The sequence below is a fragment of the Xenorhabdus sp. PB61.4 genome (assembly GCF_963894935.1).
GTDB lineage: Bacteria > Pseudomonadota > Gammaproteobacteria > Enterobacterales > Enterobacteriaceae > Xenorhabdus > Xenorhabdus stockiae.
The window spans coordinates 18,344-38,063 of record NZ_CAWQJR010000151.1 but is presented as its reverse complement, the minus strand read 5'-3'; the positions used below and the strand labels follow the sequence as shown (position 1 = coordinate 38,063).

The following is a 19,720-nucleotide window of genomic DNA, read 5'->3' as shown; positions in this document are numbered from 1 at the left end:
TTAATCCTTACGATATCTGTATGCCTCAAAACCGCCAGCACTCAGGGGTAGATCCGGTGCCCAGTCGGGATTTGTTGCAAGTAGGGTACTGAGATGTTCAGGTGAGAACTCCGGTGTATCGGGAGCCTCACTGATAATTTCATCGTGTACGGTTAGTACAATGTCATAACCGGCGGCCTCGATACGTGGCATATTGCCGGATAATATGTCTCGGGCTGCTGCCTGAGTGATATTTTCCACCAGCTTTCCGCCGTAGGTCTTGAGCCGTTGCCATTTACGGCTGTACGGGTTAGTGCCCATATAACTGATCTGCCCATCATCGAGACGGGGCGAGGGATAACACACTGCGCGTCCGGATGGTAAAACCACACGGAGCCACGCACCATCGCGGCGGACTCGCAGTTTACGGCAGGGGATAGTAACACTGGGTGAACTGATTGCCCGTCTGACGGCTTCTTCCAGTTCATACCAGAACGGCACGGTAGCAATGTGGGCATTACGCCACATGCGTTTGAGTGAGTCGCAGGTAATAAAGACTCTTTCACTTAAGCCGTAGGTCTGGTTCTGTTCGACTGACTTTTTATACCAACTCATTGCATCCCGCTGAACTTTTACCGGAATATTTGGCAGTGCGGCAGTAGCCAATTCTTCTAGGTCAAGGGCATAGGTCAGGGCGAATGTGACGAAAGCGGCAACCCCGCCACCGTATCCTAAACCGAGTTCCATTACTTTACCGATCTGCCTTTGGTCTTTGGTAACGTCTTCTGGCTTAATGTTGAATGCTCGGGCATAAGCCAGTTTATAGAGGTCTGGACCAGTGCCGTTGTCATACTCGCTGAACGCTTTTAACTTCCAGTCTTCACCTGCCAGCCACGCAAGCATTCGCCCCTCGATATTGGACAGGTCAGTAATGACCAGTTTTTTATCGTTCGGTGCGATGATAACTCCGCGTATCGCTGAGCTGGTCAGCTCCATGATGTTATCGTACAGAAGGTCAGCACAGTCGGCTTTGAGTGCCTCAATACCGGCGTCAATCGTGTCCTGATTTAAGGTGGCTCTGGGTAAATTTTGCGGCTGGAATAAACGACCCGCCCAACGCCCGGTACGTGATGCACCACAAAACTGTAAAGTGCCACGTAACCGGTTATCAGCACTAATCCCGTTCATCAAGGCCTTGTACTTACTGGTGCTGGTGGTACTGGCTTGTAACCGGATAGATAGTAGTTCTCGCAAAGCCAATGGGATATCGGGATCGGCAATCCGTCGCTCCAATGTACTTTTTTGCATATCGGGCAGTTCAATACCAAAGGCTGAGGTGATATGTCGTAACATGGCATCACGCTGAGTTGCTGCCTGTACATCGCCATCGGTCAGCTTCTGTGTGCGTTTCGCCAGCCGCTTTTGTTCCTGCTCGACGGCTTCAACGGCAGATTTAGCTAACTCAATATCCATACACACACCACGATCATTAATTTGCTGGTCACGGTGCCAGAGGGCTAACTCAGTGCCCTGATAATTCCATTTAGGCAGGCGCTTATGTACTTCGCGCATGGCCTCAATATCCAACCCCGCGTAAGCCACAAAACGCCGCCATTCTTCAGGATGCGTTTTGCTGGTGGCACGGCGAAGTGCGGAGTTTTTCGGGCGGGGCTTACAGAATAATTGGATTAATGCCTTGCCTTCTTTATCTTTCGCCTTATCCGCCGGAATGCTCAATACTTCACATAACGCACCTAATGCACCGGGTAAGCCGTGTGTTAATGCCTGTACCATCGTGTCACGCCAACGGGAAATATCCAGATACAGTTTCGGCATGTAATGACGTAAAACAGTCCGGTCAAAGTGGCTGTTATGGGCGAATAAAATAACGTTCGGGTCAATTAAGGTTTTACGTAATTCGGCTGGCATGGAAATATTGCTTGTTATATCCCATACCTGAACAGGGTTATTGTTTATCGCCCACGCAAATAACATAATTTCGGCATGTTCGGCGTAAATATGAGTACCATTTTTAATCGGTGTCTCACTATAGGTTTCGAGGTCGAGCCAGAGAATAGTATTATTCATAGTCGTTAATTTTAAATTGGTGAGGAATACATGGGGCGTTTGAAAGATTTTGTCGATTTTAAAAAATTAGTGATTACTGTTATTGTTGTGGTTTTCTTGCTTTATTGTTTCATATCAGGAAATATTTTCGCTGGGAATGTAACTGACAAGAATATCCCAACACGGGAAAAAGTATTACAATCATATCCAATGTTTGATGCATTGAATAAAATTGATCCAGAAGCATTTGAGAGTGTGTATAAAGAAATACAATTAATGCCTTATAAAGAGGATAAGGCGATTCAAAATGAATCTATATTGAAAGTTTTGGGATTTGTTAGCGCATGGTTTGATGCCAATCTAGGTCGTTTATTAAATTCTGCTTCTGATGAAGCGGTAAACAAATATGGTAGCCATATGGTTAGAGTCTTTGACATTTTATTAAAGACTGATCCTACTGGCGTTCAGTGTTTCAATATAACGTATCCTGGAGTGCTCGGGGAGATTGATGCGTTTAAATTAAAAGATGATACTAAAGGAATGGCATACGATAAATACTATTTGAATAGCATCGCAGATTCAGTAGCTCGCCGTGATAAAGTTGATAGGTTACCTGTTGAACAAATTGAAGGTGCAATCTCAATCATCAATAATAAGTTAGTCGAAAAATATGGTGATTATTATTATACTGAAGACCCGCAAGAGCTAGCTAAGCAGCCAGCTTTAGCATGTGGTAAAATACTAGATTTATTTAAAAATATTATGGAATTAGACCCCCATCTCTCCGCTGAGATTCTTCGTTATATGAATGAACCAGAATAAGACTCTATTTTTATTATAGCCCCTCCGTATTTAAGGGGCTATATTTTCAGCTAACACTCTCTGATGGTAATCCAATCATCTCGTTAAGTGCCTCACGGCGAACGGCGGGAACAGGAGGAGCTTTCGCCGTATCTTTAGGCAATATCTCGGCGGCTTCCGGCCATTCGGCTAATAAACGTTTCACAGTACGCACTTTTGATAGCGCCGCTTCGACATTATTGGTGATATCTTCCCGCTGGTTATTTAATTCTTCATGACGTTTTTCCAGTTCATAGAATTCATTAACCAACGGATTATCGGCTAATAGCGTGATATCGTCGGGTGTTATTTTATACACATAACTTCTTCCTGTGTGTCGTTTTCGATCGCCATTAAAATATGCAGTAACACGACTACCCGCTAAATTGATTTGAATGTAATATGACTCTCGAATATTATTTAAACCTGTTCGTAATGCCTCTGGTATTTTGTCAGCCAGTTTTTTCATTTCGGACATAATATCTTGTATGCCCTGTTCCATATTTTCACCGCCGATGGCATCTATTCTGACTTTTTCAGCCCAGTCTGCACGGTCTTTATAAAGTTGTTCTTTTTTTTCGAAAATACCGGCTTTTGTCAGCGCATTTTTAACAATTTCATTTTTTATATCTTTAGTTAATGTTTTCTGTGTCATGGTTTTTTTATCCTGAGAAAAGCCCCGTATAATTAACGGGGCAATTAATCTGATTAAATTAATTCTTCCGCCTCTGCGCCTTCGCTCAGGTCGTCGAACTCGTCAATGCTGGCAACACCACCACCAGTGAATGCGTCACCATCACGGAAGAACTGAACCCCGCCCAGCGAAGCCGAGATACCTTTGCCGTTATTGTCGTAGGCGAAAATATTGATAGTTGCGTTGACATAGCAGCCGGAATACGGGCGACCATCCTGAGCAGTCAGTGGTGTACGGTCACGGTCAACCACCAGTGGGCGGGCTTTATTACTGGCGGAAATATACATACAGCCTGCATAACCATCGTAATCAGACTTATCGTCACCATCACGGAAATTAAAGCGCATATTATTACCACGGATACTTTTGATAATACCCTCGGCTTTAGCACCCCATTTCTCGGTAGCCACTTTTAAAATTGCGGCTTCGATTTCAGCGATAAGTTCTTTACGTGATTTATCTATCAGGAACGCCGAACGGTACTTATAATCGCCTTGCCCGTTCACTTGGGTCGCTTCAAATAATTCAGGGAATGCCAGACGCACGTTAGATAATTTAACTTTCATGTTTTTGCCTTTTTTATTGATTAGATGAGATCAGAAACGAGCGCATCGTCAGATACGTCGTCAAAATCGTTTATCGGGTTGATGTCCAGTGCTGGACGGGGATCTGATTCCGGTACGACAGTCGGTTTACCGTCAGGTCGGGTGATGAGTGCTTCCAGTTTGGCCCACCTTTTCGGGTACGCTTTTTTGAGTACCTTTTCCGCTTGTGGTGGGGTTATCAGCTTCTTGGTGTACATCTGGTCTTGCTTGAGCTTGAACGATTTCAGCATGGCCTCCGCCTCAGACTCCATGCCCCAAGAACGGTTACCTAACTTACCCTCGACCAGTTTAAAGCCGGGGATAGTGTGGCCTGCATTCAGCTCCGTACTGACTTGTGCTCTCACGGCCTTACACCAGTTTTCGATATAATCGACCTGCATATATTTATCGGCCAGTGTCTGGTGGTCGTAGGTGGTCACTTTTTCAGCCGCAGCCTGTAACTGAGGTGCTAATGGTTGAGTCAGGTCGTCAAAGTCATCTAAGACTATGTTTCTTACATGGTTGGCGGATGCGTTGCATGTGGCTTTGGCCTTACAGAACCGGCACTGTTTTTCGCCCGGAGTGAATGAGTCGGCGGGTAAGGTTTCCACGCCTTCACACTGGGCGATATTAAAGGTGACAATGACTAATGCTGCGGCTTCTTTGGCCCGTTCGCCAAATTGCCGTAAGTCATCAACACTGACCGACCATTCTGAAACATGGTTCAGCCGTGGCTGGTGGATGAACAGACGCACGGTCTCAAAATCGTACAGCATGTCGAACTGATCGAGTGCGCCCAGCGCATACAGCATCAACTGCTCGTTCTCTTCGGCGTAAACCCGCACACCTTTACCGTACTTCAGGTCGTGAATTTGTAGTTCAGGGCCATTAATGATGATAGCATCGGCAGTACCGAACGACTTTTCGACGCCAATCACATCTGAAAAATCGACACGCTGTTCAATCATCAACTCATGGCCTTCCTGAGCCAGATTCCAGACGGTGCTAACGTATTGCCCGACGGCTTCGGCCATCTCTTCATCGACTTTCGGCGTATCGGGCTTGAGCAAGACATGCTGACCGATATACTCGGTCGTGTCTTGTCCCATCGTGAAAGGCTTACCCGCCAGTGTTTTCGGGTTCTGGCGATTATTCAGCACCAGTTCAGCGAGGGTGTGTGCCGCTGTACCCTCAAGTGCAAACGGGGAGCGGCTATCCGGCATACCGGCTTCCATCGCCAGACTACCGTGGCAGTGTAGCCATCGGTGCGCGGACGAGGGTGATAGCTTCGCATGTACCTCCGGCATGTTTAGCCCTCCCATGCTGCTTGAGCCAGTCGAATTACTTCGGCAAGGTTTTCTTTAGGCACTTGGCCCAGCTTTATAGCCCCGCCGAATTTCTTAAAGATCGCGACTGCTTCGTTACGGTATCCACCTTTAGCTAGCCTCAAAATATGTTCTTCTGCCTGAGTGAACTGTGCTTCATAATCTGGCTCTGGCTCTGGCTCTGGCTCTGGCTCTGGCTCTGGCTCTGCCTCTGCCTCTGCCTCTGCCTCTGCCTCTGCTGGCTCAGGCTCAGAGTCTGCAATATCGGTAATGGGCTTACCTTCATCCAACAATGCCAAGGCGAATTCACGACGTTCAGTGATACCGGGGATGTCGTCCCAGTTTTCCACCATTTCCAGACACAGGTCTAAAATACGGGTTTTGGTGAGGGCTTTTAGCTCCTGCAAGCCCTGTAGCGCACAGTCTAAGGCGTCTACCTGTCCATTGCGTTCTGCTTCACCCACACCCTCGATAACAGCGCGGGCCTGAGCCAGTTTATCGGTGGTGAGGTTATAAGCATCGTTTTTGAACAACACAGCAACGGCACAGAGGGTCTCTAAATCCAATGTTTCGATATCAACAGGTGTGTTATCTACAGCTTTTTTAACACTGGATTTTTTCGGTTTGGTGGGTTGTTCGACGGTTACCACGATAGACTGATCATCGTTTTCAGCCGGCATGTTTGATTTTAAGACTACCAATGCTGAGATAAACTGTGCCATCAGCTCGTTTTGCTGCTCCAACAGTGCGGTTTTCCGCTCTAACAGCTCATTATTTTTATCTAAAGACGTTTCTAAGCTCATTTTCCTAGCCTTCTTATTATGAATACAACGTAATCGGGAATTGGGTAGTAGGGTTGCGCTTAAGTTCTTCACATTTCCGTAGCCAGCGCAGGCGGCGAACGGTGTTATTTATTGGATACTTATCAACGGGAATGACTTTTGTTTTCATGCCACAAGCTCCTCTTTGTTCATATCAAAAAGCACACCCACTGAAATAAGCGGGCGGGTGTGGTAGCTAAAGGAAAAGATGTGCTTTTTGATATGGGCGTAAGGAGTACGCCCTTTAAGGTAGTGTTATTTTTTAGCGGTTAGTGAAATTAAGGCTTTTGCATGGAGTTCGGCAGCTTTTGGGGCGAAGTGAATTAAGCCATTTTCTAACTTAGCATTATCAATGATAGAGTTTTTCCAAAGATAAAAAAGAATATCCATTTGCCCATTGCAATTTATAACTACCTGATAATATTTAGTTCCATATTCCGGTGGATTTCTCGCTGGCTCCGGTATTTCTATATCCCCGATTTTTATTGTCTTTGGTTTTAACCGATATTCATGGTCAAACCAAAATTGAACAGGCCCAGTACAATCAGACCATTCTTCATCGTTATATTCGCGATATTGGAAATGTGCCCACGGGGCATTGTCTGTTTGCGATATTTGCGCGTATTGGGTAAGTAAATCAGCGTGTATATATTTAGACATTGTTATTTTTTCCTAAGCAAGATATTCGTAACCAACTTTTACTTTTTCGCACTCTTCTTTATTTGGGAAAGACAATACCTCTGACCTTTCAACCCCGTAACAACTGACACGCACTTCTATATACCAATAAGGCTTATCGTGGTTTACAGCTTGAACGGGTTCTGATAACACTTTTTTTACAGTGTGTTTTAATAGGTTCATTATCTATCCTCCAAAGACATAGCGTCTTCATCTGGATAACTCATCCAACAATCTAATTGGATAAATTTACTATCGGAATTGATAACGATATTTTCAGGTTCAACAGTTAGCCAGCCACCATTAAATTCGTCAGGAACTTCCAATTTATGTGTTTCCCATCCACTACCAATACGTGTTTTTAATAATTCAATTAGTTCTGCTATTGTCATTATCATTTTCCTATATTCAGGTAATAAAAAGCCCCGCATTTGCGAGGCTGGTGACTTAATGATTGGGATACATTATATAAATAGACAAAAATATTAATGCCCCAATATTGGTGGGATTAATAACCCTGCTGCCATTATTGAAAATAATATTTTGACGAATATTTTTTTAAATACTTTAAGTGCTAGAAAACCAAAAAGTAACCCTGTCGGAACAAAAATAAAGCTAAGTTGGTATGACATTCCTAGAAATATAGCTGTATAAAATACTATTGGATTTACATCCATCATATATCATATTCCCTCATGAATCCCATTGTCGAATCCATGAATATATCAGAGTCACTCACCACAGCCCACTCGGAAATGGGCTGGAGTTAGTTAAATGCAACCATAGTTGTTACGTAGATATAAAGGAATATCATTAAGCCATGAGCGATAATGCCTACGATACATCAAGCAAATTTCAATAGTACGCCTACGTAAAACAGGGTTATTTCGACAAACATTTAACTCACTGCGATAATAATCGTATTTTTCTTTATCGTCTTTTGCACATGACAACGCAAATTTCATTTGAGATTGATTCATACTTACACCCTCGCAGTAACATTTCCCGATTCCAGACGGCGGGACTTGGTTTTGGTTGAAACTAATTTTTTAGATGGAGCGCCGTTAACTGTCGTAATAAAGCTGGTTAATGCGTTAACAGTGTCGCGTTCCTGTTTGGTCTTACGTTGTTTGGGTTGACGGTTGTTCCAGAAGTTTTCGCGTTCTTTCTTCCGCTCTTGAGCAAAGAAACCATCAAGCATATTTTCCAGCCAGTAATCTTTCTCGTTCATAGAAATTTCCCCTGTAATTAGCTCACCATAGAACACTCAGTGAATGGTCTGTGGTCAGTTACCACACTCTCGCAGTGGTCGCGCTCATGCCCTTGAGTGCCTTCTTTCAGCCATAACCGACGCAAGATTGGCTTTTCTTGCTGCTTATCGGAGCTATTTGTAATCTATGAACCTTGACCCGTCGCTACACAGGCTAACCATTTGGTTACTCAGGGATGCGTCACTACCGCATCATCAAAGCATTACGCTTGCGGTCTATCCGCTTTGGTTTACATAAATCCTCCTCTTGGTTAAGTTTTGCGCTCGCACACCCCTACTGCCAGATTTACCCGTTCGCGCCCGTGCTCACTCTCGTGCGGGGCTAACCATCCCACCGACCGGATCGCGTCCGGTGGTACATCGCACTTAGTGCGTAGGGGTCTAAACAGTAGGTAGTGTGCTGTTCCGACTTTCTAAATTGTTAAAGAGCGGGTGTTAATTCTATTTTTGCTTAAAAAATTCAATAATTAATTTATAGGTTAATTCAAGTATGAATGTCAACCCAAATTTTAATTAATATTTATAAAAAGAAAGGCCGCTAAATGCGGCCTTTTGCATATCATTGATTTATATTTAATTAATGCTTTATTAGGTCGGGTTTTGCTATGCCAGCGACATAGTGAAGAGTTTCAACTGTATTTTTAGAAAGGCGAATAGGGGCGTGGTCTTCGTTGACTGGTATCAGATGGTAATTCCCATCCCTTTCAAATATAAAAGTTTTTACGGTGGCGTTGCCACCCGTAGTAATGATTAGAACTTCATCTCCGGGGGTAACCTCACGGTTCGGTTCGACAACAACAAATTCTCCTTCTTTGATGCGTGGTGTCATGGATGCCGCTTTACACTTTACTGCATAAGCATCGTGATCATAAGAAGGCCAGCGGAGATACCGGGTAGTTTCAGATGTGTCATGTGTTGTTTCGCTATTGTCATCGTTGATAACTACATCATCCCGGACTGGAATTAGAGAGAATGTGTGTGGGTAATATTCCCCATCCACCTCAACGACTGTTGTTGGTTGGGCGCTTTGCAAATCACATTCAATCAAATCAATAGTGGAAACCCCGAAAAAATCAGCTATTTGCTTCAACATTAAGTATTTAGGGTCTTTTATTTCACCTACTGATATTCGGTGCATAGTTGATTGTGGCATTTTCAAGCGCTTAGCAAGCTCAGTGAAGCTGCCAATACCGTGCTTATACATTAGATACTTAATGTTTTTGATTAACATATCGGTGAGTGACGACATTCTTTTAGCCTTTCGATTATTTTTCAATCAAGCCATTTATGGATATTTACATATTCTAACTTTTTTTAAAATTAAATTTCAGATTGAATTTAATTCAATTTTGGGTATTCTGAATAATACACCAACTTAGAGGATTTTAATCTATGAACAATATTTCACCCCATAAAATGGTTAGAGAATTAAGTGAAGCGGGCTTCACTCAGGCACAACTGGCTGATCTGACGGGGGTTAGTCAGTCTTCTTTAAGTCGTATTTTTATGGATGAGAGAAACGATCCCCGTTTATCTACCGTTAGAGCTATTGAACGTTTTTACACCGAGTTTGTGAGCAATAATAAAAAATAAGGCGTACCCATATGTCAGAACAAACACACTGGGGGGCGACGCCTGATGAATGGTTCCATCTTGATCTGATACGCGGCTTTACTGAGAAACTATTGCCTGTCGTATGTAATCCTGATGCCCAAGTTTCCCCCACTTCATCATTGAAAAGCATTGGTAAGACACCGAGTCGTTACAACCCGGCACGGCAAGTGGTCGGTATTCCCAGATGGACAGAGAAAAAAGCCTCTGATTCTGATATTACCACATGGGCGAAAGAACCAGACTACGGTGCTTGTATACGTACTGGTTTGGGTGATATTGCTTTGGATTGTGACAGTGAAGAGGAGGAAGTACAGGCTCAAATCCAAGCACTATTAACCAAAATGTTCGGTAAGCTGCCCCCGCGCCGTTACCGTAATAATTCCAATAAGTGCTTATACCTGCTGTCTGTCGAGGGCGAGTACCGTAAGCGTATCCATCGTCTGGAGGGTGATTTAGGTATTATTGAGATGCTGGCCGACGGTCAGCAATTTGTGGCAGCGGGCACACATCCCAGCGGTGCACGTATTCAATGGGATGGTGGTTTACCCAGTGATCCGCTTGAAATAACCCCTGAACAACTAGAAATGCTGTGGTCTGCATTGGCGGAATACCTGCCTGTTGCCGGTTCTACTGAAGCAGGTGCTGCCGGTAAAGTACGTGACCGCAGCATAGTTACACCTAATGCCACTGATGAGACCGCCGACTATCTGGACGAGAACGGCTGGACCTTGTCAGTGGGCAGGAATGGTGAGCGGCATATCAAATGCCCGTTTGCGGATGGTCACAGTATCGAGAGCGACGTTACCAGTACTACCTATTTCCCTGCGGGTACATCTGGTTTTCAGCTTGGTCATTATAAATGTCAGCATGCGTCGTGCGCTCATCGTGATGATGGCGATTTCAATATCGCTGTTGGCTTTGGGATGGATGATTTTGATGATTTGACTGAGCAGGAAGAGGATAAGCCTGAATTCGCCGGTATCGATACCGATATGACGAGCCATTTTCTGGAGCGGTTTATCTATGTTGTGAAAGGGGATCAGGTTTACGACCTTTCGCGGCCTCCGCACCGTAGCATTATGGATATGAAATCCTTTAAAAACCTGATGGCACCTTATCAGTTTCCTGCTGTTGGAAAAGGTCAGCCTATACCCGCGACTCGACGTTGGATAGAACACCCTAAAAAACTGGTTGCAGAAGGTACCGGATACCACCCCGGCAAAGGACGACTAATTAAAGGATTGGATAACTGGCTTGAGGTTAATGAGTTCTATCTACCCGAACATCAAAAAGTAACCAGTTTTGCCAAAGCAGAAAACATTTTCCTTAAGCATATGGAATACCTGATACCTAACAAGACTCAACGTCTGTTCTTTATCGCCCGTCTTGCGTGGATGGTGCAGCGCCCGGATCGCCGTTGCCCTATCACTGTGCTTCATATCTCTGTACTTCATGGTACGGGGCGTGGGTGGGTTATTCAGTTAATGGAGCTGTTATTAGGCTCTTGGAATTGTACCCGCGCAAAGATGGATGTGATCTGTAAGAACCAATATCACGATTATCTCTATCATTCGTTGCTGTGTACGGTCGATGAGGTGAAAGAGAACATCGAGAAACGTTTTTCAGTTAACGATCAGTTGCGTGATTTGCTGACTGAACCTCGGTTCGAGGTCAATAACAAATACGGTAAGAAGATGACTATGGATATCTTCACCAGCTTTTTGTTTTTCTCTAACCATATCGACGCAATTTATTTACCTGAAGAAGATCGCCGTATTGCCGTGTTCGGTGGCCCTGACTTTTTACAGGATGATAATTACTTCAAGCAGTTATATCTGGCGCTGAAAGATCCTGAGTTTATTGCACAGGTTTACTGGTACTTGATGAGCATCAACTTAGATGCGTTTGACTGGCAGCGCGCCCCAGAGACCGAAGAACGGCAATTGATGATTGATAGTAGCCGGACAGATGCCGATAAGGTGTTGTTCGATTTATTGGCAGATCCTCCGGTTGCCGCTATGACTTATCAACAAATAGTCAGTTATATCGTTGCTGAACTCGGTCTCGATGCGGATATCAATCCAAAACGAGTAAGTGGCATTTTGCGAAGTAAGGGACTGGGGCAGGCTGGGGCTATTAAGTTTAATGGCAAAACAGAACGCCCTTGGATAATAGTAAAAAATCGTAAGCTCAAGAGTAACGATGAAATTCGCACTGAGTTGGAAAATTGCGAAAAATTACTAACTGAACTGTAAAAAGGTTGCAGATAGGTTGCAGATAAAAAGAGAACTGCAACCCTTTAAAATTATTATTAAACAAATGGTTAGTTGCAAAAGGTTGCAGGTTGCAGATATAAATAACATATATACGCGAGAGAGTAGTACATACACACCTATATACGTATTTCACGTATATATATGTTTTAAACAACTGCAACCTACAACCTAAAACGTGAATAACCAGAAAACACACGGGTTTGATGGGGTTGCAGATACCGATTTACGTGCAACCTATCTGCAACCCGAAGGCATTAAAGGTGACACAAGAGGCCATTGGGCTTGGCTTTAACCACGTTATTAAGCACAACGGCAAGTAAGCGAGACAGTTTCCAGAGAAATAATTTTTGAGTACAACAAACTACAGGATAAAATTCTATGCGCGATATTCAACAGGTTTTGGTTCGCTGGGGTGGGTGGTCTAGTAACGCCACAGACGTTAGCTGGTCGCCTGTTGCCGCTGGGTTTAGTGGCTTGTTGCCTGCCAGCGGCGATAACAGACCGACTTGCTCAGATGCGGATGGGCTGGTCATAGACTTGTGTGTTGGACGGCTACAGGCTCACAGACGCGAGGAAGAGCTGGAATATATCCAGCAGCATTACATGTACGGGCGCTCAAAGCGTGAGATAGCCCGCGACATGTGCGTATCTGAGAGTTTGGTACGCCAGAAAATGCAAGTGGCAGAGTCGTTTATCGCGGGCTGCCTAGATATGCTTGATATTCAATTAGATATGGATTTATAGGTTAAAAAATAAGCAAACAGACTTAAATCATTAGTGCGCTGCGCAAAACATGTGCTATTGTGCTAGGAGTGGTTTTTATATCCAGAGCAAAGGCGCCTAACATTGGGCGCCTTTCTTTTTTGCCCGAAAACAGAAAACTGATGGAAACAGCACCTAGGCAACAGGATTTGCCTGAACTGCAATAGTGGTGATTTGTTAACAAAATGTTATATCGAAAAAGAGGCTGTTTCGGGCGAGAAGATAGTAACTTTTAGCCCTTTGAGGTGACATTTTGATTGAGTTGGAAATCGCAGGTTCGCCTAAGAACCATTATGTTAAATAGGCCCCTTTTTTAACAAATTATCTATGCCATTGGCTGACCGTCCATAAACGTTAAAATCTCGCTACATGGGGGTGTAATAAGACGCTAACTGGGATGGGCGGTCAGCCAATCACATACTACAAGCAATGTATCTACAGCCCTCAACTCTGAGGGCTTTTTCATATCAACACTTCTAATGGTCACTCCGTCAGTGGGGTGGAAATATGCGTATGGACAAATACTCAAGCCCCACCGCCTATGGATGGGGCGCACTTACTGCGATGCTCGGTGCGTTATCCCTGAACGACTGGGCAATCATCATTGGCATCATCTGCACAGTCGGCACTTTTGCCTTGAACTGGTACTACAAGCACAAGGAACACACCCGAAATGGCAAAGACGAAGACTAAACTCACGGCTGCGGTCATGGGTCTGGTGCTAACCGGTGCAGGTGCGACAGCAATTCTCTCTCAGTTTCTGGACGAGAAAGAAGGCAACCGTTTATCGGCGTATCGGGATGCAGGCGGCATCTGGACTATTTGCCGAGGTGTTACCCGAATTGAGGGCGCTCCCGTTCGGCAGGGCATGCGACTGTCTGAGAGCCAATGCCGTGACCTCAACGCCAAAGAAGCAGAACAGGCCATCGCTTGGGTCAGAAGCAATATCAAGGTGCCGTTGACCGAACCACAAATAGCCGGTATTGCCAGTTTCTGCCCGTACAACATCGGCCCAGGTAAATGCTTCTCGTCCACGTTCTACCGGAAGTTAAACGCGGGGGACAGGCAAGGCGCATGTACGGAAATTAAGCGCTGGATATTTGACGGTGGCAGGGATTGCAGGCAGACCAAAGGTCAAGCCAAGGGCTGTTACGGTCAGGTAGAGCGGCGTGCTCAGGAATCAGAACTAACGTGCTGGGGGCTGGATGAATGAAGCTCAATTTTACCTACGGCGTGGTTATTGCGCTGCTTGTTGCTTCCGGTGCGGCTTACCTTTATCGCTCTGGCTACAAGAAACAGCTCGGTATCAATAACGACCAGCTCACCGAAATCCAGCAATTGACCGACCGAATTAACTATCAGAACACGCACATTGACATGCTGCATGAATTAGACACCAAACACACTCAGGAACTCGCCAATGCCAAGACTGAAATTGACAGGCTGCACACTGCTTCTCTTGCTCATCCTGAGCGGGTGTACATCAAGGCCAAGTGCCCCGTGTCTAAAACCACTCCCACCTCCGGCATGGATGATGCAACCACTGCCCGACCTACAGACTCCGCTGTCAGAAATTATTGGTTACTCAGAGAACGCATTGCAACCTCTGAGCAAATGATCTTGGGATTGCAGGATTACGTTAATGCTGAATGTCATAAGGTGACAAAATGAATGATCAACAAATTGAAAAAGAAATCCAAGAAAAAGGTTTAACTGCACCGCGTATTACGCCGCAGCACATTGAAGAGATTATTACTTATGAAATGTATTTCACTGGTTACGATGGATTCTCTGCTTCAGCTAAAGAAAATCCAGATGCAGTGTATGCGCCTATTGAAGCGCTAGAAAGTGCAAAAACGCTTACTTTTTGTGTGATTACGTTGAAAAACGGTTTTACTGTTACTGGTGAATCAGCTTGTGCTAGCCCTGAAAACTTCGACGCAGAAATTGGTCGTAAGATTGCCCGCCAGAATGCAGTTAATAAGATTTGGTCACTGGAAGGCTATTTACTCAAACAAAAGCTGTATGACGCAAAATAAGTCTCACCCCAGAACAAATGATCTTGGGATTGCAGGATTACATCAAAACGGAGTGTTTACGCTAATGTCTATCCCCCCATATCACAATGTAGAGATTGGATTAACAGGGCGTTTCCGATTCCGCCCAAGCAAATTAACGGGCGCTCCGATTGTTCAGATTGAAGTAAAAATGCGCCGGTATCAGATACGGTTCAGTGATAAAGACACACTATCTGTCAAGTGGCGTGACGCTACTTTCCAAGAAGCGATAGAAATTCAAATGAAGTATCGGTGTGAACAACCGAATGAAGGAGAAACTAAATGGCCAGAAAAATGACGGAAAAACAAAAGCTTTTTTGCCAAGAATATCTGGTCGATTTAAACGTTACGCAGGCCGCAATCAGAGCCGGATACAGTAAAAATCGCGCCAGTGAGATTGGGTATCAGCAGATGCAGAAGCCCTACATCATTGAGCGCATTGATGCGCTGAAAGAAGCGCGCAACCGGCAACTGAGCATCGATGCCAACTACGTACTGATGCGCCTCGTTGAAATCGATCAGATGGATGTGGCTGACATTCTGGAAGAAGACCTGAGCATCAAGCCATTAAGCCAATGGCCGGAATCATGGCGCCGGTATCTAAGCGGGTTCAATCTGGCGGAGATGTTCGAAGGCCGGGGTGATGAGCGTGATATCGTTGGCATTCTCAAAAAAATCAAATGGCCGGATAAGGTCAAGAACCTCGAACTACTGGGCAAACATGTCTCAGTACAGGCATTCCGTGAAAACGTGAAGAATGAACTCACGGGGACGAATGACGGGCCAATCGAAGTGGCTAATCTGACTCCTGAACAGGCAGAGGCTGCCTATAAGAAAATGATGAGGTGATGATGCCTGTTCCGTTTCCGTTTGATTTTCGCAAGCCCGATTACAACGTGGTATTCGAATGGCGAATGGAGCGGTTACAGCGCATTCGCCAGACGCCCACTCTGTTACCGGCGATGCGGTCGTTTTACCGAGATAACCCGGGGCAATTTATTATTGATTGGGGCATGACGGTAGACCCGCGTAACGTGGAGCGCGGTTTGCCTGCTCGTATCCCCTTTATCCTGTTTCCGCGTCAGGAAGAGTGGATCGAGTGGTTTATGGAATGCTGGCGTACCCAAGAGCCGGGTATCACAGAGAAAACCCGTGATATGGGCATCAGCTGGCTGACCGTGGCGACGGCCTGTTCAATTTGTCTCTTCAATCGGGGCGTAGCGGCGGGATTTGGCTCACGCAAAGAAGAGTACGTGGACAAACTCGGCTCGCCTAAATCATTGTTTGATAAAGCACGGAACTTTATCAATCTGTTACCAGCTGAATTCCGCGGGACATGGGACATCCGCAAGCATGCTCCTCATATGCGTATTCTCTTTCCGGATACCGATTCGGTGATGACCGGTGAAGCGGGTGACGGTATTGGGCGTGGTGACCGAGCATCGTTCTATTTTGTGGACGAAGCCGCCTTCCTTGAGCGACCAGAGCTGGTGGATGCGTCATTGTCCGCCACCACCAACTGCCGACAGGATGTCTCGACACCGAACGGCATGGCAAACTCATTCGCTCAACGTCGGCACAGTGGCAACATTGAGGTATTTACTTTCCACTGGCGGGATGACCCGCGTAAAGATGATGAATGGTACGCCAAGCAGAAAGAGAAACTGGATCCGGTCACACTGGCGCAGGAAGTCGATATCAACTATCAGGCTTCCGTGGAAGGCATTCTTATTCCGTCTGAATGGGTACAGTCTGCGATAGATGCGCATATTAAGCTGGGAATTAATCCCACCGGTATTCGCATGGGTGCGATGGACGTTGCCGATGAAGGCAAGGATAAAAACGCCTTTGCCTGGCGGCATGGCTTCCTGATGCAGGGCAACAAAGAATGGTCAGGCAAGGGCAGTGATATTTTCGGTTCGGTTGAAAAAGTCTTCGGCTGGTGTGATCAGCTTGGTCTGGACTCTTTCCGGTTCGACAGTGATGGACTGGGTGCGGGTGTGCGGGGTGATACCCGTATTATCAACGAGCAACGTAAGTTACTCCGGTTAAATACTCTTACTGCTACGCCTTTCCGTGGCAGTGGTGCGGTGTTTGACCCTGAAGGCGAAGCGGTGCCGGGTGATGCATTCAGTGTGGCGCGGTTGAATAAGGATTTTTTCGCCAATGCCAAAGCGCAGGGCTGGTGGGCATTGCGTACCCGATTCCAGAAAACCCACCGGGCAGTGTCTGAGGGCCATTTCTATGATCCTGATGAACTGATATCACTTTCGGGCGATATGCCACTGAAAGACAAAATCATCATGGAATTATCACAGCCGACCTATTCCGTGAATGGGGTGGGAAAAATCGTGGTGGACAAAAAACCGGAAGGAACGAAGTCCCCCAACCTGGCTGATGCCACCATGATCCTTTACGCCCCGATGGATGTCTCAATGGAAATCTGGAAAATGCTAGGACGAGGTTACTAATGGCGAAAAAAATACACCCTACCGCCGACAGTTACGAGAATATGATGGCCCGTGTAGGAATGCAAACGCCGAACCTACATGCCGCCTCGACATACCGCCCGAACTGGACAAGCCGTAACCGGACGCTGATAGAGAATGCGTATCGTTCGTCATGGATTATCGGCGCGGCAGTGGATTCTGTCGCAGATGATATGACCCGCAAGGGTTTTCGTATTACGTCTGAAATAGACCCGAAAGCCCGGGGCGTGCTGGAATCGTTGTTTGACGAGCTGGAGCTGTGGGAAAACCTGAACAATATCATCAAATGGTCACGGCTCTATGGTGGGGCGTTGGGCCTGATCCTGATTGAAGGACAAGCCCCTTTCACTCCGCTACGGCCTGAAACCATTGGCAACGGTAAATTCAAAGGGATATTACCACTTGACCGCTGGCAGGTAGACCCCGATTTAAACCGCCGGATTAAAGAAATTGGTAAGGATTTAGGTAAGCCTGAGTTCTATCAGGTGACCAGCACAGGTAGGGGAATTCCTGAATGGCGGATTCACCACAGCCGCCTGATCAGGTTTGATGGCGTCACCCTGCCATACCAACAGGCACAGACCGAAAATGAGTGGGGCATGTCGATTGTTGAACGTATCTTCGACCGGCTCACTGCCTTTGACAGTGCTACTACAGGCGCAGCGCAGTTGGTGTATAAGGCGCATCTTCGCACTTATAGTATCGACAAATTGCGTGAAATCATTGCAATGGGTGGGGAGCGGCTGGATGGGCTACTGAAACATGTCGATATGATCCGTCAGTTCCAGAGTAATGAAGGTATGACGCTGATGGATAAAAACGATGTGTTTGAAACTCATCAATATTCGTTCAGTGGTCTGGATAACGTGCTTGCCCAGTTTGCCGAGCAGATATCAGGGGCGGTGGGTATTCCGCTGGTACGGTTGTTTGGTCAGTCGCCACAGGGTTTTTCTACTGGCGATGCTGACCTTGCCAACTATTACGACAATATCGGCACCCAACAGGAGCGCAGGTTACGCCAACCTATCCGGCGTTTGCTGGATATTATGCACCGTTCTGAGTTCGGGCAGCCCTTGCCGGACGATTTTACTTTCGAGTTCAACCCATTGTGGCAAATGTCCGACCTTGACCGCTCCACGATTGCCGTGAATACCGTCAATGCCCTGAACGGGGCGCTGGATGGCGGCATGATGAACCTGAAAGCGGCGATGAATGATCTGCGTGAAATGGCGGACGTAACGGGCATTGGCGGCTCAATAGCCGATGAGGATATCAACAATGCCGATGATGGCGCACCACCGCTTTCGGGTGAGTTGGATAACCCACATCTACAGTCTGCAAATGCAGAGAGTACAGGTAATACCGACCTGAATGGTGCGCAAATATCAAGCATGGTTGAAATTGTCAGCTCCGTCGCTGCGGGCACCTTACCCCGCGATACCGGTATTCAAATGTTGATGTCATCGTACCGAATGGCACAATCAGAGGCTGAACGCATCATGGGGAGTGTAGGAAATGGCTTTGTCGCGCAGACGGAAGAAAACACGTCCGAAAAACTCCCGTCAGGCAGAAACGCAGTATCGAACCAGTCTACAAAAGATAGCGCAAGTCGTCGGGGAAATAGTAAGAAAATCCTACGATGGTTCCAACGATTCGGTGACTGAAATCATGGCGGCACTGGACAGCTACAGCGAGATAATCACGCCATGGGCGCAACGTGTGGCCCAGCGCTTCGCATTGGACATCAACCGCCATAACGAAAAAGAGTGGCGGCAACGTAGCCAGCTTATCAGTCAGGAACTGCGCTATCTGGTGGACAATGCCCCCGTCGGTCAGGTAATGCGCTCAATTGTGGAAGAACAAATCAAGTACATCAAATCGCTACCTATCGAGGCGGCGGATAGGGTGTATGACATCCACAACAAAGCCATTGAAGCCGTGGTAACGGGCGGTCGGCATGAACCCTTTGCGCAGGAGATAGCCAATACGGGCGAAGTGGCATTATCACGGGCGAAACTGATTGCGCGTACTGAACTGGGCAGGGCACAGACTGCATTGACGCAGGCGCGGGCACTGTCTGTCGGCTCGACGGGTTATATCTGGCGCACCGCGGATGATGGTGATGTCAGGCACTCCCATAAAGAAATGGAAGGGGAATTTGTTGACTGGGCCAGACCGCCCACCTTAGACGGGCTGACAGGCCATGCGGGTACCATTCCTAATTGCCGTTGTTACTGTGAGGTCATTATTCCGGAAGATTAAAC

Annotated in this window: 25 protein-coding genes; 13 read left to right on the top strand and 12 right to left on the bottom strand. The window is 46.2% G+C overall.

Translation table 11 applies throughout. The features are described from left to right. Positions 1-2,067, bottom strand: a complete 2,067-nt coding sequence (locus AACX68_RS09120; protein ID WP_228857908.1) for a DNA polymerase — start codon at positions 2,065-2,067, stop codon at positions 1-3. Positions 2,068-2,097: 30 nt separating this feature from the next. On the opposite strand from AACX68_RS09120, the gene AACX68_RS09115 reads away from it, so the two are divergent. Continuing rightward, positions 2,098-2,868 carry a hypothetical protein gene (locus AACX68_RS09115; RefSeq protein ID WP_228857907.1) on the top strand — a complete coding sequence of 257 codons (771 nt, stop codon included), beginning with the start codon at positions 2,098-2,100 and terminating at the stop codon, positions 2,866-2,868. Positions 2,869-2,914: 46 nt separating this feature from the next. On the opposite strand, the gene AACX68_RS09110 is transcribed toward AACX68_RS09115, so the two are convergent. The 11 genes from AACX68_RS09110 to AACX68_RS09060 all read right to left on the bottom strand — a co-directional run bounded on the left by AACX68_RS09110 (position 2,915) and on the right by AACX68_RS09060 (position 9,507). Beyond that, positions 2,915-3,541, bottom strand: a complete 627-nt coding sequence (locus AACX68_RS09110) for an Nmad5 family putative nucleotide modification protein (RefSeq protein ID WP_228857906.1) — start codon at positions 3,539-3,541, stop codon at positions 2,915-2,917. Between the two features lie 53 nt (positions 3,542-3,594). Then, the gene (locus AACX68_RS09105; protein ID WP_228857905.1) at positions 3,595-4,146 is read right to left on the bottom strand and encodes a DUF2815 family protein; all 552 of its coding nucleotides are present in this window, start codon (positions 4,144-4,146) and stop codon (positions 3,595-3,597) included. Positions 4,147-4,166: 20 nt separating this feature from the next. After that, positions 4,167-5,471 carry a DUF2800 domain-containing protein gene (locus AACX68_RS09100; RefSeq protein WP_228857904.1) on the bottom strand — a complete coding sequence of 435 codons (1,305 nt, stop codon included), beginning with the start codon at positions 5,469-5,471 and terminating at the stop codon, positions 4,167-4,169. Positions 5,472-5,473: 2 nt separating this feature from the next. Next, complete coding sequence (locus AACX68_RS09095; RefSeq protein WP_228857903.1) at positions 5,474-6,292, bottom strand: hypothetical protein; 819 nt, start codon at positions 6,290-6,292, stop codon at positions 5,474-5,476. A gap of 16 nt (positions 6,293-6,308) precedes the next feature. Further along, positions 6,309-6,440 (bottom strand): hypothetical protein, encoded by a 132-nt coding sequence (locus AACX68_RS09090; RefSeq protein WP_339389316.1) that lies wholly within the window; start codon positions 6,438-6,440, stop codon positions 6,309-6,311. Positions 6,441-6,565: 125 nt separating this feature from the next. Then, complete coding sequence (locus tag AACX68_RS09085) at positions 6,566-6,970, bottom strand: hypothetical protein (protein WP_228857902.1); 405 nt, start codon at positions 6,968-6,970, stop codon at positions 6,566-6,568. Positions 6,971-6,982: 12 nt separating this feature from the next. Next, complete coding sequence (locus AACX68_RS09080; RefSeq protein ID WP_228857901.1) at positions 6,983-7,171, bottom strand: hypothetical protein; 189 nt, start codon at positions 7,169-7,171, stop codon at positions 6,983-6,985. Further along, a complete protein-coding gene (locus tag AACX68_RS09075; protein WP_228857900.1) occupies positions 7,171-7,380 on the bottom strand; it encodes a hypothetical protein in 210 nt (69 codons plus the stop codon). Before AACX68_RS09075 ends, AACX68_RS09080 begins: the two co-directional genes overlap by 1 nt. 93 nt (positions 7,381-7,473) lie before the next feature. After that, entirely contained in the window at positions 7,474-7,668 is a 195-nt protein-coding gene (locus AACX68_RS09070; RefSeq protein ID WP_228857899.1) for a hypothetical protein, read from the bottom strand. A gap of 302 nt (positions 7,669-7,970) precedes the next feature. Beyond that, entirely contained in the window at positions 7,971-8,219 is a 249-nt protein-coding gene (locus AACX68_RS09065) for a hypothetical protein (protein WP_228857898.1), read from the bottom strand. Between the two features lie 616 nt (positions 8,220-8,835). Then, complete coding sequence (locus tag AACX68_RS09060; RefSeq protein ID WP_228857897.1) at positions 8,836-9,507, bottom strand: S24 family peptidase; 672 nt, start codon at positions 9,505-9,507, stop codon at positions 8,836-8,838. A 143-nt stretch (positions 9,508-9,650) separates the two neighbouring features. On the opposite strand from AACX68_RS09060, the gene AACX68_RS09055 reads away from it, so the two are divergent. From AACX68_RS09055 to AACX68_RS09000, 12 genes are all read left to right on the top strand, one after another. Beyond that, positions 9,651-9,851, top strand: a complete 201-nt coding sequence (locus AACX68_RS09055; protein WP_228857896.1) for a helix-turn-helix domain-containing protein — start codon at positions 9,651-9,653, stop codon at positions 9,849-9,851. Positions 9,852-9,862: 11 nt separating this feature from the next. After that, a complete protein-coding gene (locus AACX68_RS09050; RefSeq protein WP_228857895.1) occupies positions 9,863-12,127 on the top strand; it encodes a DUF5906 domain-containing protein in 2,265 nt (754 codons plus the stop codon). A 399-nt stretch (positions 12,128-12,526) separates the two neighbouring features. Further along, a complete protein-coding gene (locus AACX68_RS09045; protein ID WP_228857894.1) occupies positions 12,527-12,892 on the top strand; it encodes an antiterminator Q family protein in 366 nt (121 codons plus the stop codon). Between the two features lie 525 nt (positions 12,893-13,417). Continuing rightward, positions 13,418-13,603, top strand: coding sequence for a phage holin family protein (locus tag AACX68_RS09040; RefSeq protein ID WP_228857893.1), 186 nt, complete (start codon positions 13,418-13,420; stop codon positions 13,601-13,603). Then, a complete protein-coding gene (locus tag AACX68_RS09035) occupies positions 13,584-14,123 on the top strand; it encodes a lysozyme (RefSeq protein ID WP_228857892.1) in 540 nt (179 codons plus the stop codon). Before AACX68_RS09040 ends, AACX68_RS09035 begins: the two co-directional genes overlap by 20 nt. Further along, positions 14,120-14,581 (top strand): lysis protein, encoded by a 462-nt coding sequence (locus tag AACX68_RS09030; RefSeq protein WP_228857891.1) that lies wholly within the window; start codon positions 14,120-14,122, stop codon positions 14,579-14,581. The genes AACX68_RS09035 and AACX68_RS09030 overlap by 4 nt, the downstream gene beginning before the upstream one ends. Further along, positions 14,578-14,949, top strand: coding sequence for a Gp49 family protein (locus tag AACX68_RS09025; protein WP_228857890.1), 372 nt, complete (start codon positions 14,578-14,580; stop codon positions 14,947-14,949). Before AACX68_RS09030 ends, AACX68_RS09025 begins: the two co-directional genes overlap by 4 nt. A gap of 64 nt (positions 14,950-15,013) precedes the next feature. Continuing rightward, complete coding sequence (locus AACX68_RS09020) at positions 15,014-15,265, top strand: hypothetical protein (protein WP_228857889.1); 252 nt, start codon at positions 15,014-15,016, stop codon at positions 15,263-15,265. Then, a complete protein-coding gene (locus AACX68_RS09015) occupies positions 15,250-15,816 on the top strand; it encodes a terminase small subunit (RefSeq protein ID WP_228857888.1) in 567 nt (188 codons plus the stop codon). The genes AACX68_RS09020 and AACX68_RS09015 overlap by 16 nt, the downstream gene beginning before the upstream one ends. A gap of 2 nt (positions 15,817-15,818) precedes the next feature. Next, on the top strand, positions 15,819-17,438 hold the full coding sequence (locus tag AACX68_RS09010) for a TerL protein (protein WP_228857887.1): 1,620 nt from the start codon (positions 15,819-15,821) through the stop codon (positions 17,436-17,438). Then, positions 17,438-19,120 (top strand): DUF1073 domain-containing protein, encoded by a 1,683-nt coding sequence (locus AACX68_RS09005; protein ID WP_339389315.1) that lies wholly within the window; start codon positions 17,438-17,440, stop codon positions 19,118-19,120. The genes AACX68_RS09010 and AACX68_RS09005 overlap by 1 nt, the downstream gene beginning before the upstream one ends. Next, the gene (locus AACX68_RS09000) at positions 19,113-19,718 is read left to right on the top strand and encodes a phage head morphogenesis protein (protein WP_339389314.1); all 606 of its coding nucleotides are present in this window, start codon (positions 19,113-19,115) and stop codon (positions 19,716-19,718) included. Before AACX68_RS09005 ends, AACX68_RS09000 begins: the two co-directional genes overlap by 8 nt. Positions 19,719-19,720 lie beyond the last annotated feature (2 nt).

Coding starts and splice junctions, on each gene's coding strand:
- AACX68_RS09080 (WP_228857901.1), bottom strand. CDS start 7,171: ATGAACCTATTAAAACACACTGTAAAAAAAGTGTTATCAGAACCCGTT.
- AACX68_RS09055 (WP_228857896.1), top strand. CDS start 9,651: ATGAACAATATTTCACCCCATAAAATGGTTAGAGAATTAAGTGAAGCG.
- AACX68_RS09020 (WP_228857889.1), top strand. CDS start 15,014: ATGTCTATCCCCCCATATCACAATGTAGAGATTGGATTAACAGGGCGT.
- AACX68_RS09010 (WP_228857887.1), top strand. CDS start 15,819: ATGCCTGTTCCGTTTCCGTTTGATTTTCGCAAGCCCGATTACAACGTG.
- AACX68_RS09110 (WP_228857906.1), bottom strand. CDS start 3,541: ATGACACAGAAAACATTAACTAAAGATATAAAAAATGAAATTGTTAAA.
- AACX68_RS09120 (WP_228857908.1), bottom strand. CDS start 2,067: ATGAATAATACTATTCTCTGGCTCGACCTCGAAACCTATAGTGAGACA.
- AACX68_RS09045 (WP_228857894.1), top strand. CDS start 12,527: ATGCGCGATATTCAACAGGTTTTGGTTCGCTGGGGTGGGTGGTCTAGT.
- AACX68_RS09075 (WP_228857900.1), bottom strand. CDS start 7,380: ATGACAATAGCAGAACTAATTGAATTATTAAAAACACGTATTGGTAGT.
- AACX68_RS09115 (WP_228857907.1), top strand. CDS start 2,098: ATGGGGCGTTTGAAAGATTTTGTCGATTTTAAAAAATTAGTGATTACT.
- AACX68_RS09100 (WP_228857904.1), bottom strand. CDS start 5,471: ATGCCGGAGGTACATGCGAAGCTATCACCCTCGTCCGCGCACCGATGG.
- AACX68_RS09095 (WP_228857903.1), bottom strand. CDS start 6,292: ATGAGCTTAGAAACGTCTTTAGATAAAAATAATGAGCTGTTAGAGCGG.
- AACX68_RS09030 (WP_228857891.1), top strand. CDS start 14,120: ATGAAGCTCAATTTTACCTACGGCGTGGTTATTGCGCTGCTTGTTGCT.
- AACX68_RS09040 (WP_228857893.1), top strand. CDS start 13,418: ATGCGTATGGACAAATACTCAAGCCCCACCGCCTATGGATGGGGCGCA.
- AACX68_RS09090 (WP_339389316.1), bottom strand. CDS start 6,440: ATGAAAACAAAAGTCATTCCCGTTGATAAGTATCCAATAAATAACACC.
- AACX68_RS09025 (WP_228857890.1), top strand. CDS start 14,578: ATGAATGATCAACAAATTGAAAAAGAAATCCAAGAAAAAGGTTTAACT.
- AACX68_RS09065 (WP_228857898.1), bottom strand. CDS start 8,219: ATGAACGAGAAAGATTACTGGCTGGAAAATATGCTTGATGGTTTCTTT.
- AACX68_RS09005 (WP_339389315.1), top strand. CDS start 17,438: ATGGCGAAAAAAATACACCCTACCGCCGACAGTTACGAGAATATGATG.
- AACX68_RS09085 (WP_228857902.1), bottom strand. CDS start 6,970: ATGTCTAAATATATACACGCTGATTTACTTACCCAATACGCGCAAATA.
- AACX68_RS09060 (WP_228857897.1), bottom strand. CDS start 9,507: ATGTCGTCACTCACCGATATGTTAATCAAAAACATTAAGTATCTAATG.
- AACX68_RS09050 (WP_228857895.1), top strand. CDS start 9,863: ATGTCAGAACAAACACACTGGGGGGCGACGCCTGATGAATGGTTCCAT.
- AACX68_RS09070 (WP_228857899.1), bottom strand. CDS start 7,668: ATGATGGATGTAAATCCAATAGTATTTTATACAGCTATATTTCTAGGA.
- AACX68_RS09015 (WP_228857888.1), top strand. CDS start 15,250: ATGGCCAGAAAAATGACGGAAAAACAAAAGCTTTTTTGCCAAGAATAT.
- AACX68_RS09035 (WP_228857892.1), top strand. CDS start 13,584: ATGGCAAAGACGAAGACTAAACTCACGGCTGCGGTCATGGGTCTGGTG.
- AACX68_RS09105 (WP_228857905.1), bottom strand. CDS start 4,146: ATGAAAGTTAAATTATCTAACGTGCGTCTGGCATTCCCTGAATTATTT.